The sequence below is a fragment of the Deinococcus peraridilitoris DSM 19664 genome, from assembly GCF_000317835.1.
Taxonomy (GTDB): Bacteria; Deinococcota; Deinococci; order Deinococcales; family Deinococcaceae; genus Deinococcus_A; species Deinococcus_A peraridilitoris.
The window spans coordinates 931389-945729 of record NC_019793.1 but is presented as its reverse complement, the minus strand read 5'-3'; the positions used below and the strand labels follow the sequence as shown (position 1 = coordinate 945729).

General features: G+C 61.3%; 9 protein-coding genes and 1 tRNA gene. 1 reads left to right on the top strand and 9 read right to left on the bottom strand.

What is annotated here, in order from left to right:
• The first annotated feature begins 77 nt into the window (after positions 1–77).
• Positions 78–1901 (top strand): polysaccharide biosynthesis protein, encoded by a 1824-nt coding sequence (locus DEIPE_RS04510; RefSeq protein ID WP_015234797.1) that lies wholly within the window; start codon positions 78–80, stop codon positions 1899–1901.
• A gap of 894 nt (positions 1902–2795) precedes the next feature.
• Here DEIPE_RS04510 and DEIPE_RS21990 read toward each other — a convergent pair.
• The 9 genes from DEIPE_RS21990 to DEIPE_RS04460 all read right to left on the bottom strand — a co-directional run bounded on the left by DEIPE_RS21990 (position 2796) and on the right by DEIPE_RS04460 (position 14340).
• Positions 2796–4325: an O-antigen ligase family protein gene (locus DEIPE_RS21990; RefSeq protein ID WP_015234795.1), complete on the bottom strand. Its 1530-nt coding sequence runs from the start codon at positions 4323–4325 to the stop codon at positions 2796–2798.
• 66 nt (positions 4326–4391) lie between these two features.
• Positions 4392–4466: transfer RNA gene (locus DEIPE_RS04495), tRNA-Glu, on the bottom strand.
• Positions 4467–4661: 195 nt separating this feature from the next.
• Positions 4662–6068, bottom strand: coding sequence for a dihydrolipoyl dehydrogenase (gene lpdA / locus DEIPE_RS04490; RefSeq protein WP_041230692.1), 1407 nt, complete (start codon positions 6066–6068; stop codon positions 4662–4664).
• A 150-nt stretch (positions 6069–6218) separates the two neighbouring features.
• Positions 6219–7499 (bottom strand): 2-oxoglutarate dehydrogenase complex dihydrolipoyllysine-residue succinyltransferase, encoded by a 1281-nt coding sequence (odhB, locus tag DEIPE_RS04485; protein ID WP_015234793.1) that lies wholly within the window; start codon positions 7497–7499, stop codon positions 6219–6221.
• 113 nt (positions 7500–7612) lie between these two features.
• On the bottom strand, positions 7613–10399 hold the full coding sequence (locus DEIPE_RS04480) for a 2-oxoglutarate dehydrogenase E1 component (protein WP_245557592.1): 2787 nt from the start codon (positions 10397–10399) through the stop codon (positions 7613–7615).
• Positions 10400–10553: 154 nt separating this feature from the next.
• On the bottom strand, positions 10554–11042 hold the full coding sequence (locus tag DEIPE_RS04475) for a hypothetical protein (protein ID WP_015234791.1): 489 nt from the start codon (positions 11040–11042) through the stop codon (positions 10554–10556).
• A 135-nt stretch (positions 11043–11177) separates the two neighbouring features.
• Positions 11178–12230 (bottom strand): glycoside hydrolase family 43 protein, encoded by a 1053-nt coding sequence (locus tag DEIPE_RS04470; RefSeq protein WP_015234790.1) that lies wholly within the window; start codon positions 12228–12230, stop codon positions 11178–11180.
• A 129-nt stretch (positions 12231–12359) separates the two neighbouring features.
• Positions 12360–13361, bottom strand: a complete 1002-nt coding sequence (locus DEIPE_RS04465; RefSeq protein ID WP_157448760.1) for a glycoside hydrolase family 43 protein — start codon at positions 13359–13361, stop codon at positions 12360–12362.
• A 97-nt stretch (positions 13362–13458) separates the two neighbouring features.
• Entirely contained in the window at positions 13459–14340 is an 882-nt protein-coding gene (locus tag DEIPE_RS04460; RefSeq protein WP_015234788.1) for a carbohydrate ABC transporter permease, read from the bottom strand.
• Position 14341: the final 1 nt, after the last annotated feature.

Here is a 14341-nt window from a genome sequence, read left to right as displayed (position 1 = left end):
CGAAGTTTCGGTGATGCCTGGGACTCATTAGTCGATTTCGAAGTGTCTTATCACCCAGGCCAGCTCATGGTGAGTTCATGCTGTTGCGAAAATATCTGATCGACCTGTCACTGTGGACTCTTGCGGCGCCCCTTGCCTTTGTTCTGAGGGCTGGCATGTCCATGCAAATGTACGGGACGCAGCTCGTCATTTATGTTTTGGCAGGCGTACTGCTCAAGATGGCATTGATCTCGCACTACCGGCTCAATCGTCAGGCGTGGGGGCGGTCTGGTACAAGAGACCTTTACGTTCTGGCACGGGCAGTTGGAGTTGGAACCCTGACATCGCTGGCCCTCTGTTTCCTGATAACGCCTGTCTTACACGTTCCGCGTAGTATCCCCATCATTGAGGGCATTCTTGCTGCGCTGATTCTAGGCGGAGTGCGGTTGGGAACACGAGCATTCAATGAGACTCAACAACGCCAGCGTATTGAAGGGGCCCAGAAGGTTTTAATCGTTGGAGCGGGTGAGGCGGGAATCATGATCGCTCGTGAGATGCTTCGCCACCCGGAAGCTGGCCTTGTGCCTGTTGCTTTTGTTGACGATCGTCTTGACAAGCAGCGGAGAACTTTTGTCGGTCTACCGGTGCTGGGAACGGTTGACATGCTGGCTGATGTAGTGCAGCGATGCAAGGCGGACGAGGTGCTGATTGCTGTACCCTCAGCTGCAGGACAGTTCGTGCGCCGGGTTGTAGATCTCGCGCGAACCGCAGGCGTGCGATACCGCATTATGCCGGGCATGTTCGAGATTTTAAGCGGGCAGGTGGACATCGCGCAGATCCGTAATGTGAATGTCGAGGACCTGCTGCGCCGAGATCCGGTCCAACTCGACACCGAGAGTATTGCCGGCTATTTGCGGGAACAAGTCGTGCTCGTGACCGGTGCCGGTGGCTCGATCGGCTCAGAGATCGTACGTCAAATTGCCCGATTTGTTCCCCGGAAGATCGTCTTGCTTGGCCGAGGAGAAAACAGTGTCTTCTCGATTCAGCAGGAGTTATTGCGCGACTGGCCAGAAGTCCAATGTGTTGCCCTGATTGGTGATGTCCGGGACGCCACACGTCTGCGAGCCATTTTCCAGGAACAGCGCCCGAGTGTTGTTTTCCATGCTGCAGCACATAAACATGTACCACTCATGGAAGATAGTCCATCGGAGGCAATTCTCAATAACATCGTAGGTACCCGAAATATCGCCGAACTATGTCTGGAATTCCAGGTTGCGCGGCTTGTCAATATTTCGACTGATAAGGCCGTCAACCCAACATCGGTCATGGGCGCGACCAAGCGCATCGCGGAGATGGTTATCTCGACCGCCGCACAACGCGCGAGGCCGGAACAGTCTTTCGTGTCAGTGCGCTTCGGCAACGTACTGGGAAGCCGTGGCAGTGTCATTCCAACCTTTCTTACGCAGATTCGCGCAGGCGGTCCTGTAACGGTCACACATCCGGAGATGCGGCGGTACTTTATGACCATCCCTGAGGCGGCGCGTCTGGTTCTTCAAGCGGGTGGACTGGCCCAGAACGGCAACGTGTACGTCCTTGACATGGGTGAGCCCGTAAAGATCGCTGATCTCGCTCAAGACGTAATCCGGCTTTCGGGCGCCCGCAACATTGAAGTAGTTTTCACGGGTGTGCGTCCTGGCGAGAAGCTCTACGAGGAATTGCTTACCACCGGTGAGAACGTCGGTGCCACCAGCCATCGGGACATCTTTGTCGCACAACTCGAGCGTCTCGATCCGAGTTATGTAACGGCGCGGGTTCGGGAACTTGAGGCCCTCGCCCGGGATGGACGGGCAAGTAGTGCTCGCGCAGCTCTGCACCAACTCATTCCCGAGAGCCAGCTTCAAGCGAGCCAAGAGGACAACTGAGTACGAAGCAGTCTCTTAGAAAGAAATCGACTGCGCAGCGAGTGCTTGATTGTGCAGCCCATCGTGTTCAGTTGACTGGGGCGACAGTAAAACGCTCAATGATGAGTTTGCGATTCGCAACCTCCCGGGCAAACCCGTTCGTAAGCGTAATCCGAACTATCCCACTATGCCGCACTGGCACGTCATACTGCCGAACACTGCTCGGCGCAACCTCCAGCAAAATTTGGTCCCCTTGAAGGACCCTAATCTGTGGTGCCACTCCTTCAGCGACAAGACCCTTGACGCCAAGTCTCAGCATCCCCGGTCCACAAAGGTGCACGAGATACTCTGAGCTGTCATACAGCGCCCCACCCCAGAGAGGGCTCCATGGAGGGGCCGAGCCGCGGCTCTGAATTGCTGGTTGCCCGCGGCCGCAGGTGGCGTGTGGCTGAGGCCAGATCCTGGTCAGCAGGACACCGCGCACTTCAGACCGGTAGCGATCATTTGGGAAGGAGATACGCACTGTCCCGGCATGTGGTACGACGAGGTCCATTGAGGTTCTTGAGCGCACTTCCTTTTCCAATAAAATGACGTCGTCAAGGGTAACTATCATCAACGGACCCCAACCGTCGACAACGGTGCCGTTGACAATCATGTGGATTTGCCCGGCTGTGCAGGTTTTGAAAACCAGCGAGGACGGACCGTCCAAAACTCCTGATGAGCCCGTCCATTCTCCGGCAGGTGTGGGAGTCCACGCAGTCAGCGATGGCGCGGTCATGGTGCAGGGCCGAACGTCAGAGGAGGATCGAAACAGGTTAGGATGTGGGATTTGAGCGACAAGCCCAAAAAGTGCTGTCGCCAACGCTACAATAAAGGCAATGCCAGGCAGTAGAAGCAGGGAGCAACGTAGGTTTTTCATGGACCATCCTTACCTAACGCCCAAGTTGCCCGGGCCAACGGCCGTAGCTGCCATGGAGTGGTCTTGGCGTCGAGAAGGCGCAGCTCCAACCTCTGTATTCTCGAAGGCAGGAAGCCTCCGATTGCCTGCTCTATTGTGCCGTTTTCAGCCGTGACAGGTAGAACACTCATTGTGCGGCATGTCGTGCTGCACGCCCTCAATTGAAGGCGGTATGCCCCGGCAGGCACCCTAAGACTGACCCAGACGAGGTACGGTTCGTCTGCTGCCCAGCGCGTCGGTGCAACAAGCGACCTCATGATGTAGGTGTTCGCATCAGTAGACTGGGTGGCGCTGACATAAACGGGGAAGCTGGTAACAGACAAAAGTGCTACGCCTGCCACGAGAGCACCTCGATGGTCGGTCTCTGACTTTTTGGCCAGAGCCATACCGCTGGCCAACCAGAAGAGTTCGGCAAAGAATGGGCTAGGTAGAAGTGTCACGTTGTCGGTGAGGTTTGCAAGCAGGAGGCCTGAGACAACGGCCAGCACCAGAGGATCTTTCGCCATGAGAGCGCCATGTACGATCCAGCCGAGCAGCAGGAACAGTCCGGCCGTTCCTATTAGTCCTGTTTCGCCCGCTTGTTGCAAAAAGCCATTATGCGCAATAATCCATGCGCCGTTGAGAGCTTCCAGCATAGTAGGACAGCCGAAACCGCGTTCTTCTAATGCTGTGAACCACGCGCATTGTTGTTCTGTGGGTGCAATGATGCCGCCCAGCAGGTAACTGCCCACTCCCCCTATTGGATGTGTGGCAATGACGCTGAGAGTATCGCTCCACACGATATCTCTACCAGTCGCGTCGAGGCTGGCAATCCGTGAGAAAACATTCTGCTGTGACTCCCCAATCAACGCGGTCGTTAAGCCCAGCGCAAGGACCATGGCAATTCCGATCAGCAAGCGCCGTGAGCTGGACGTAAGAGCCATAAGACTTCCTACTGCTGCGACGAGTATTGGGCCACGGCTGCCGCTGAGTAGGAGAACGACAATGGCCAGCACTCCTGACATAACGCGCCACCAACCGGGACCCTTGCGCGCACCAACAGCAATCCACAGCGCAAACGCGCCAGCGAGACCGAGCGAAATAGGCGTGTAGTATGGATGACTGAGCCTGAATGACAGTAAACGAGAGCCGGAAAACCCGAATGACGTAATGAGCGCTAAGCCAAAGACCACGAGCAGGCCGATGAGGAGCGGTTGCAGTGCGGCACCTCGCCTCAAACGAACGCCAAGGCCGATCAATCCAAACATCAGCAGTGTGCGAAGTGACGCAGTGCCGAGGGCTAGGAGCGGCTCGGGCGCGAAACATGCGGCAATAAGCTGCGATGTGGCATACACCGCAAGCACAACTTGTACCACAGGCGCTAATTGGTTAAGGCTGCGCAACCCCAAAATCGCGGCTACAGACAGGAAGGGAAAAACAGGCAGAAGAGCAAGCCAAGCCTGAAGCCAAGTAGACGGTCGTTCCTCGAGGGAGGCGAGTCGAGTCACGCCGGACAGTCTAGTGCGACAGGATCAAAAAAAGTAAACTGCCCGCCGAGCGGCGGGCAGTTTTTCTGGTGACCCCAACGGGATTCGAACCCGTATCGCTACCTTGAAAGGGTAGTGTCCTAACCGTTAGACGATGGGGCCTGGGTGGCCGCCATGCTGCAGATGTGCAGCTTTTCTGGGTCGGGCTCTTTCGAGCACGGGGGCAATAATAGCGGAGGATGAGCGGGCCGTCAACACCCCGAAGACACTGCCCCCGCGCCTTTGCGGCCTCCAGCAAAAAGGACCGCCATGCGGTCCTTTTTGCTGCTTGATCAGGCTGGGCTCCGGGTGGCTCCTTCAGGCGTGAATCGTGCGCTTCTCGACGCCGAGGGCGGCTTCCTTCACCACTTCCGACAGGGTCGGGTGCGCGTGGACGATGCGCGCCAGATCTTCGGATGAGCCCGCGAACTCCATCACCGCCACGGTCTCGCCGATCAGCTCGCTGACGTTGGGGCCGATCATGTGGACGCCGAGAATACGATCGGTCTTGGCGTCGGCCACGACCTTGACGAAGCCCCGGGTGTCGTTGTGTCCGGCGGCGCGTCCGTTGGCGCTGAAGGGGAACTGGCCGCTCTTGATGTCGTAGCCCTGCTCTTTGGCCTGCGCTTCGGTCAGGCCCGCCCAGGCGATCTCTGGGGAGGTGTAGATGACCCAGGGAATCACGTTGTAGTTGACGTGACCGGCCTGCCCGGCGAGCAGCTCGGCAACCGCGACGCCTTCTTCCTCGGCCTTGTGGGCGAGCATGGCGCCACCGATCACGTCGCCGATGGCGTACACATTGGGCAGGTTGGTGCGGTAGTGGCTGTCGGCCTTGATAAAGCCGCGCTCGTCAAGCTCCAGACCCACGTCCTGGGCACCCAGGCCCTGGGTGTTGGGGACCCGGCCGATGGCGACGATCAGCTTGTCGAACTGGGCGGTGACCTCCTGGTCACCCTCGGCATACGTGACACTCACACCCGCCTCGGTCTGTTCGATGCGGGCGATCTTGACGCCGAAGTGGAATTCCAGGCCCTGCTTCTGCAGCTGCTTGAGGGCTTCACGCGCCACGGCGGGGTCTGCGGCCTGCAAAAAGCCCGGCAGGGCCTCCAGGACTGTGACCTGGGCGCCCAGGCGGCGCCAGACGCTACCGAGCTCCACCCCGATCACACCCGCGCCAATGACGCCCAGCTTGCCGGGAACGCGGTCGAGGGCGAGTGCGCCCGCATTGTCCATCACGTGTCCACCAAAGGGTGCCAGGGGCAATTCCCGCGGGCTGCTGCCCGTAGCGATGATGACGTGCTTCGCTGCGAATTCCTGCTCGCCTACGCCGACGACCCAACCGCCCTGGTCCTGCCGCACAAGGCGCCCGAGACCATGCAGGCTGGTGACCTTGTTCTTCTTGAACAGGTAGGCGATTCCACCGCTCATCTTGTCGACGACGGCGTCCTTGCGCGCGAGCATCTTGCCGAGGTCGAGCGAAGCGCCCTCGACGAGGATGCCGTGATCGACCAGCTCGTGCTGCACCATCTCGAAGCGTTCGCTGGAGTCGAGCATCGCTTTGGAGGGAATGCAGCCGACGTTGAGGCAGGTGCCGCCCAGGCTGGCCTTGCCGCCACGCTCGAAAGCATCGACGCAGGCGGTCTTGAAACCGAGTTGCGCGGCGCGGATGGCGGCGACGTAGCCGGCCGGTCCACCGCCAATGACAATCACATCAAACGTATCCACGATCGAAATTCTAACGCGCGTTTGCCGCTCTCACTGCGCCGAAGGTCCGTTTGACGTGGACGCGCTCTGGTCAATCGACAAGATGGGGTGGTCATCAGGCAAAACCCAGAAGGTACGCCGATTCGGCGTACCTTCTGGGCGCCACGGAAATTACAGGTCGAGCAGCAGGCGGGCGGGGTCTTCGAGGATGTTCTTGATGGTCACCAGGAACAGCACCGCCTCACGGCCGTCGATGATGCGGTGATCGTAGCTGAGCGCCAGGTACATCATCGGGCGCGCCACGATCTGGCCGTTTTCGACAATGGGCCGCTCGATGATGTTGTGCATGCCCAGAATGGCGCTCTGCGGCTGGTTGAGGATGGGCGTGCTCATCATGGAACCGAAGGTGCCCCCATTGGTGATGCTGAAGGTGCCGCCCGTCATGTCCTCCAGGGTAAGCTTGCCGTTTCTCGCCTTGCCCGCGAAGTCGGCGATCTGTTTCTCGATGCCCGCAAGGCTCATGCTGTCGGTGTCGCGCAGGATGGGCACCACCAGACCGCGCTCGCTCGCGACCGCGATGCCGATGTCGTAGTAGCCGTGGTAGATAACATCCTTGCCTTCCAGGCTGGCGTTCACGACCGGGAACTGCTTGAGGGCCTCGGTGGCGGCGCGCACGAAGAGGCTCATGAAGCCGAGCTTGACGCCGTGCTTGGCGACAAAGGCGTCCTGGTACTTCTTGCGCAGGTCCATGGCCGGCTTCATGTTGACCTCGTTGAAGGTCGTCAGGATGGCGGCGGTGTTCTGGACTTCCTTGAGGCGCTCGGCGATGCGGGCGCGGATGCGGGTCATGGGCACGCGCTGCTCCCTGCGGGGTACTTCGTGCTCCCTGCGGGGTACTTCGTGCTCAGGTCGCGCGCCGCCCGGCAGGGGCGCGCTGACCGTCTGGGTGCCTGCCGCCGGGACGCTTTGCGCGGGCGCCGTCGCGCTCGGGCCAGCCTGACCGTGGGCCAGGACGTCGCCCTTGGTGATGCGGCCGTCCTTGCCGGTACCCTGCAACTGCGCGGGGTCGAGGCCGCCCTCGATCACGAGCTTGCGTACGGCGGGGGAGAGGTCGTCTGTGGCCACGGCCGGTTTCTCGGCGACCGCTGCAGCCGCACTGGGCGTCTGCACGTTCGCCTGCGGAGCGGGGGCACTGGCAGCCGGGCTGGACGCCGCTCCGCCCTCACCGATGGTGCCCAGAACTTCCTCGCTGAGGACTGTGTCTCCTTCGTTCCTGGCGACACTCTGTAGCACGCCGTCCTGCAGGGCCGTGACTTCCAGCACGACCTTGTCGGTTTCGATTTCGGCCACGACCTCGCCGCGCTTGACCGTGTCTCCGGGTTTCTTGTGCCAGCTCAGCAGGGTGCCTTCACTGATCGATTCGCTGAATACGGGTACCTTGATGTCCGCCATTACTGCTCCTTTATACCTGAGTGTCCTGCACCCGGGTCATCGCGCCCTGCTGCCCGGGCGTTCGCTTGCCGTCACGACAAGCGGAACCCCCGCGAATTGCGGGGGTTCCTGTCTTACACTTTGGCGACGCTGAGGTTCAGCGCCGCTTCGATGATGGCCTGCTGTTCCTGGTTGCTCTTGCTGGCGTAGCCCACGGCCGTGGAGGCAGTGCGCGGACGGCTCGAGACGCTGAGAGTCTGGCCTGGGGCGAGCACGCCACGCAGATCTTCCTGAATCATCAGCCAGGCGCCCTGGTTATAGGGTTCTTCCTGCGCCCAGACGACCTCCACTTTGCCGTACTTGGCCAGTTCGCTTCGCAGCGCTTCGGCGGGGAAAGGGTAGAGCTGCTCCAGGCGCACCAGCGCGACCTGCTTGTCGAGGCCGTTTTTCTCGCGGGCTTCTGCGAGTTCCCAGTGCAGCTTGCCGCTGGAGATGACCGCCCGGCGGGGCTTGTCGAGGTGGTCACCGATGACTTCCTGAAAGGTGCCGTGTGTCAGTTCGGACAGTTCGGAGGTCGCGAACTTGCTGCGCAGCAGCGATTTGGGGGTCATGACGATCAGGGGTTTGCGCAGCGGGCGCAGGATCTGGCGGCGCAGCATGTGGAAGACCTGCGCGGGCGAGCTGGGCACCACCACCTGCATGTTGTTCTGGGCACACAGCTGCAGGTAGCGCTCCAGGCGGGCGCTGGAGTGCTCGGGGCCCTGGCCTTCGTAGCCATGCGGCAGGAACATCGTGAGGCCGCTGAAGCGCTGCCATTTGCTTTCCCCGGCGCTGATGAACTGGTCGATCACCACTTGCGCGCCGTTGGCGAAGTCGCCGAACTGTGCTTCCCAGATGTCGAGGGTGCTGGGCTCGCTCGTCGAGTATCCGTATTCGAAGGCCAGCACGGCCTCTTCGGAGAGGGTAGAGTCGATGACTTCCAGGCGGCCCTGCTGAGGATTCAGGTGCGCGAGCGGGATGAATTCCTCGTTTGCCGGGTCCTGGGCGTTCTGGTCGTGCAGTACGGCGTGACGGTGCACGAAGGTGCCGCGTCCGGCGTCCTGACCGCACAGGCGCACGTTGTAGCCTTCGGCGAGCAGCGAGGCGTAACCGAGGGTTTCGCCCATGCCCCAGTCGAGCCGCTGACGCCCTTCGGCCATTTCGCGGCGGGCTTTCAGGACCCGCTCGACGCCACGGTGCACCCCGAAGCCTTCGGGAACCTCGGTGACCTTGCGCCCGAGTTCCTGCAGGGTTTCCAGGGACACGCCGGTGTCGATGCTGTCATGCCAGTGGTTGTCGCCGAACTTGCCCCAGTCGGCCGCGAGGGCGCTCTGTTCCTCGTTGTCGATTTCCTGCACCACCGTTTCGCCCTGATCGAGCAGGTCACGGTAGCGCTCGACGAGCTGCTCGGCTGCACCGCTGGGAATGACGCCCTCGGCTTCGAGCTTCTGGGCGTAGAGGGCGCGCGTGCCCGGATGGGCCTTGATCTCGCGGTACATCACCGGCTGCGTCATGGTGGGATCGTCGCCCTCGTTGTGCCCCAGCTTGCGGTAACACAGCAGGTCGATGAAGACGTCCTTGCCGTAGCGCTGACGGTAATCGAGCGCGAGCGCGCCGGCGAAGGCGACCGCCTCGGGGTCGTCGGCGTTGACGTGCATGACGGGCGCGTCGATCATCTTGGCAGTGTCGGTGGCGTAGCGCGAGGTGCGCGTGTCACGCGGATCGCTGGTGGTGAAGCCCACCTGGTTGTTCACCACGATGCGGATGGCGCCTCCGGTGGTGAAACTGCGCAACTGCGAGAAGTTCAGGGTTTCCATCACGACGCCCTGACCCGCGATGGCCGCGTCGCCGTGAATGGTGATGGGCAGCACCGAGCGGCGCGCCTCGGTGTCGCCCCGGCGGTCCTGACGGGCGCGGGCACTGCCGTGCACGACCGGTGAGACGATTTCCAGGTGCGAGGGGTTGAAGGCCAGCGACAGGTGAATCGGGCCGCCGGGCGTGCGGACGTTGCTCGAAAAGCCCATGTGGTACTTGACGTCCCCGGCCACATCCGGATCGTCCGAGAGCTTCTTCTTGCCCTCGAACTCGGCAAAGAGGTCGGCGGGGCGCTTGCCGAAGATGTTGACCAGCACGTTCAGACGGCCGCGGTGGGCCATGCCGATCACGGTTTCCTTGACGCCCGCGCCGCCGGCGCGCTGAATAATGATGTCGATCAACGGAATCAGGCTCTCGCCACCTTCCAGCGAGAAGCGCTTCTGTCCGACGTAAGTAACGTGCAGGTAGCGCTCCAGGCCTTCGGCGGCGTTGAGCTTGTCGAGCAGGCGCTTCTTCTGCTCGGGAGTGGCGCTGCCGTGTCCACGGCCCGCTTCGACGCGGGCCTGGAACCATTCGCGCTCCTCGCGGGGCAGATAGACGAACTCGTAGCCGACCGATCCGCAGTAGGTGGCGCGCAGCTCTTCGAGGACGCTGCGCAGGGTGCCATTGAAGGCGCCGTCGCTCACGGGTGAATTCAGGTCAGTGTCCGTCAGGCCGTACGACGCGGGATCAAGCTCGGGAACCGGGTCTTTGGCGCGAAAGCGCAGGGGATTTTCGTTGGCGGCGAGATGACCGTACAGCCGGTAGGCGTTGATCAGGGCGCTCACGCCCCGGTTGGGCGTTTCGGGCGCGCTGGCGGCTGCGGCAATACGCCGCCCGCCCTGACGGGCAAGTTGCAGGAACGCGGCTTGCACCACGCTATGTTGGGTTTCCTGCGCGCCGTCGCGCTGTGCTTCAAAAAAGGATCGCCACTGGGGCGAAACGGATGCCGGATCCTGGAGATAGTCCTCGTATAAACTTTCAACGAAGCCGGCGTTTCCTCCGTACATGACCGTGGAATCGTCCATCGCGTTCCTCAGCATACCGCTCCTGGGCTTTGGGAGTGTGGTGTGGCTCTTGGCTTTTCAAAGCTTTCCAGCATGACGGTCACAGGTCAGCTGCGGTGAGCGGCAGCAGAGCGGCGGAGGGACACCGTATCCCTCCGCCGCTCTGCTGCCGGGCTCAGTGGTTCTTACGGGGGCCTTTGGCGTGTCCTTTCCCCTTCTTGACCTTGATCTTGTTGTGCTGGCCCTGCATGACCGAGACCAGCGAGACGCGCTGTGGCCCTCCCACGACATAAATGGCTTCGGCGCGTACCTTGCCGTGCTTCGGAAGCTTCACGGCGACCGGATAGACTTCACGAACGACGATGCCGCTCGTTTCGCTGGTCACGACGCGCACGTTGACGGCCGTGCTGGCGTCGTGGTTTCCAACCGGCACGACGTAACCGCTGGGAGCGACGGTCGCGACGACCACGCCACCGGCATTCAGCAGCGCGACGGCCGAACCGGCGGCAATCAGTCCCACCGCGAGCTGCGCGCTGGGTTGCACGGCCGGGAAACTCAGGTTTACGTTCGTCGACACCGAAACGGATTGGGCGGACGCCAGTGGGGCCGGCCCGAGCGCCAATGTGGCGATCAGCAGTACTTTCTTGTGCATTGCTTTGTGCATCTCAAAACTCCTTGTGGCAGGCCAGCCGATGACCGGTGAATTTCACTCTGCTTCACCTTGCGTGCCGGGACTGACGGCCTTCTGAAGCCGTGAAGTTTTGAACAGGCCAGCGCAAGAGGAGGACGGCGTCCTCACTCAGGGCCGGGTCGGGGCGTTCTGGCGCGACAGGCTTGGCCCACGCAGCACGGGCAGGCCGTTTTTCCATTGCAGGAGGTCAAGACGCATCGAGCGTTGTCCGCCCGCTTCATAGCCGATCTGCCCTTCCGTCCAGGCGTGGTAATACAGCCAGGTGTTGCCCGCACCGTCCGAGATGATGCCCTGGCCGCCTGGCCCGGCCACCTCGCCGCGGGTGGCCAGCCACGGTTCGTCGCGGTTGAGCTTGCGGAAGGGTCCGGTAGGGCTGCTGCCCAAGGCCACGCCCACCGCGTAGGTATCGCTGGCATAATCGGCAGCCGAGTAAAACAGGTAGTACTTGCCTTCACGCCGCCACACGTTGGGCGCCTCGATCAGGTTGCCTTCCCAAAGCTGGGCATTGCTGATGAGGTCCTTGGGTTGTCCCAGCAGCTGTTTTCCGTCGGCGGACAGTTTCTGTACCCAGATGCTGGTGAGCTGGTTGCAGCAGTTCCCGTCGTTTTTCCAGTACAGGTAGCGCTGACCGTCCTTGTCGGTGAAGGGGCTGGCGTCGATGGAGCCGCCCAGGTCGAGCTGACACACCAGCGGTTGACGGGAGCGGTCTTGAAATGGGCCTTCGGGCTTGCTCGCCGTGGCGACGCCGATGCACTGGCGTCCGCTTTCGGTGTGGCGGGCGGTGTAGTAAAGGGTATAGCCGTCCTTTACCGCCATCACTTCGGGCGCCCAGGTAAAACCGCTGCTCGCCCAGGGAGCCAGGGTGGGCATGGCGTTTCCCACGAACTGCCAGGTCACCAGATCATTCGATTGGTGAACTGGCACGTCGATGCCGTTGGTATTGGTGGCGTAGGCATAGTACGTCCTGCCCACCCGCAATACGAAGGGATCAGGAAAGTCTTCGTCGATGACGGGATTGGTGTAGGTACGGGTGGCCGATGATTGCGCGGCAGGAGGGCTGGCCAGGGGCGCTCCGCCACCTGCCAGTGAGTCACCCAGCATGACGAAAGTCAGGCTGGCCAGCAGGGGGGCGGAGCCGAGCAGCGAGTAACGTCTTGTCATTCAGAACGACCTTTCCGAAACGGTGGCGCTTGGGCCGGGTTGTGCGTGTACATCGATTCTATTCCATGTTGAGCGCCCCGCTCTGGGGTGAGCGGGGCTTCAGGAAAAGACGATGAATTGTAGGGCGCGTCAGGCCAGGCTGAGGGCCGGCATTTCATTCTCGCTGGGAGGAGCAGGCAAGGGAAGAAACGCGCTGCTCTCCAGCACCGGGTGCCCCTGGTTCCACCACAGCGGCTCACAGCGCAGGCTACGGGCGCCGCCCGCTTCGTAGCCGACCTGCCCCTTCGTCCAGGCGTGGTAGTACATCCAGGTGTTGCCAGCCTCGTCACTGAGAATGCCCTGACCGCCCGGACCGGCCACTTCGCCGAAGGTGCTGAGCAGGGGCCCGTCCTGAACTTTCTGAAAGGGCCCCATGGGTGAAGAGCCGACCGCGTAGCCGACGCCGTAGGTTTCGTCACCGTAATGGGCAGCCGAGTAAAAGAGGAAGTACTGACCGTCGCGGGCGTGCACAAAGGGCGCTTCGATCAGGTTTCCCTCCCAGTGCTGGTCGTTGCCGATCAAGGCCACGCGCTCTCCGACGAGCTGCCGTCCGTCGTCCGAGAGACGCTGTACCCAGATGAAGGTGCGCAGGCCGCAGCTGTTGCCGTCGTTCTTCCAGTAGAGGTAACGCTGGCCGTCGCGGTCGATAAAGGCGTGCGCGTCGATCACGCCGCCGAGTTCATGCTGGGAGATGAAGGGCGTCTCGGAGGTGTCCAGGAAAGGACCCTCGGGCGACGTGGAAAACGCCGCGCCGATGACCTGCTGTTCGCTCGCGCGGTGGCGGGCCGTGTAGTACAGCATGAAGCCATCCTCGACGGCCATGATGTCGGGCGCCCACGTGAAGCCGCGCTCGGCCCAGACGGGCAGTGGGCCCATGGTGTCGCCAAGGTTCGTCCAGTTGAGCAGATCGTACGAACGGCGGGTGGGCAGCTCCTCGCCCCCAAAGGCCGTGGAATAAGCGTAGTACAGCAGGCCTTGGCGCAGAATGAAAGGATCGGCAAAGTCCTCGGCGATGACAGGGTTGGCGAAAGTCGAAAGCGGCACGTTCTCTGAGTAACTTGTGAGTGCGCTCTCAACAGGCATTGAGGTCATGCTCAGATTGTACGCAAAAAATCGTACTGTGAATAAGATGAAAATGAGCCCGGTGAACGTTTATCTCACGTTCACCGGGCAAATCGATGAGAACGAATTATTCCTTCATGCCCGTGGTCGCCAGTCCTGAAATCAGATAGCGCTGAGCGAAGAGATAAGCGATCAAGACCGGAACCGAGGCAATGGCCGTTGCGGCCATCAGCTTCCCGTATTCGGTGACATAGCGCTGCGAGAAAGTGGTCACACCCACGGGCAGCGTGAGCTTGTCGATGTCGGTCACGACATAAAGTGGCCAGATGAAGTTATTCCACGAACCCATGAAGGCAAAGATTCCCAGTGTCACCAGCGCGGGAATCGACAAGGGCAAAATGATGTGCCACAGCACCTGAAGGCTGTTGGCTCCATCAAGCCGGGCAGCCTCTTCCAGTTCCTTGGGCAGCGAGATAAAGAACTGACGCAGCAGGAACACCCCAAAGGCGCCGGCCAGCCCCGGCCAGATGAGCGCGTTGAAGCTGTCAATCCAGTCGAAGCGCAGCATCATCAGGTACGTCGGAATAAGGGTGACCACCCAGGGAATCATCATCGACCCCAGAATGATCCAGAAAAGGGTGTCTCGGCCTGGAAAACGCATGCGGGCCAGCGGATAAGCCGTGAGCGCGCACAACGCGACGTGCAGCAGCGTGAAGACGGTCGCCACGAAGAAGGAATTCCACATCCAGCGCAGGATGTTGCCATCAGGGGAGGTCAGCACCTCCTGGTAGTTTTCCAGGGTCGGCCGGACCGGGAACCACTGGGTCGGCGTGGAAATCACGTCCGTTTCCATCTTGAATGACGTGGCGATCATCCAGTACATCGGGGCCAGAAAAATCACGGCCAGCAGGCACAGCAGCAAAAATCTCGGAAGGTCACGGGGAGCACGTCTGCGCCGCGTCTCGGCTGTTTTGCCAATCGTCTGCGTGCGGGGAGCAGAAAGGGCCACG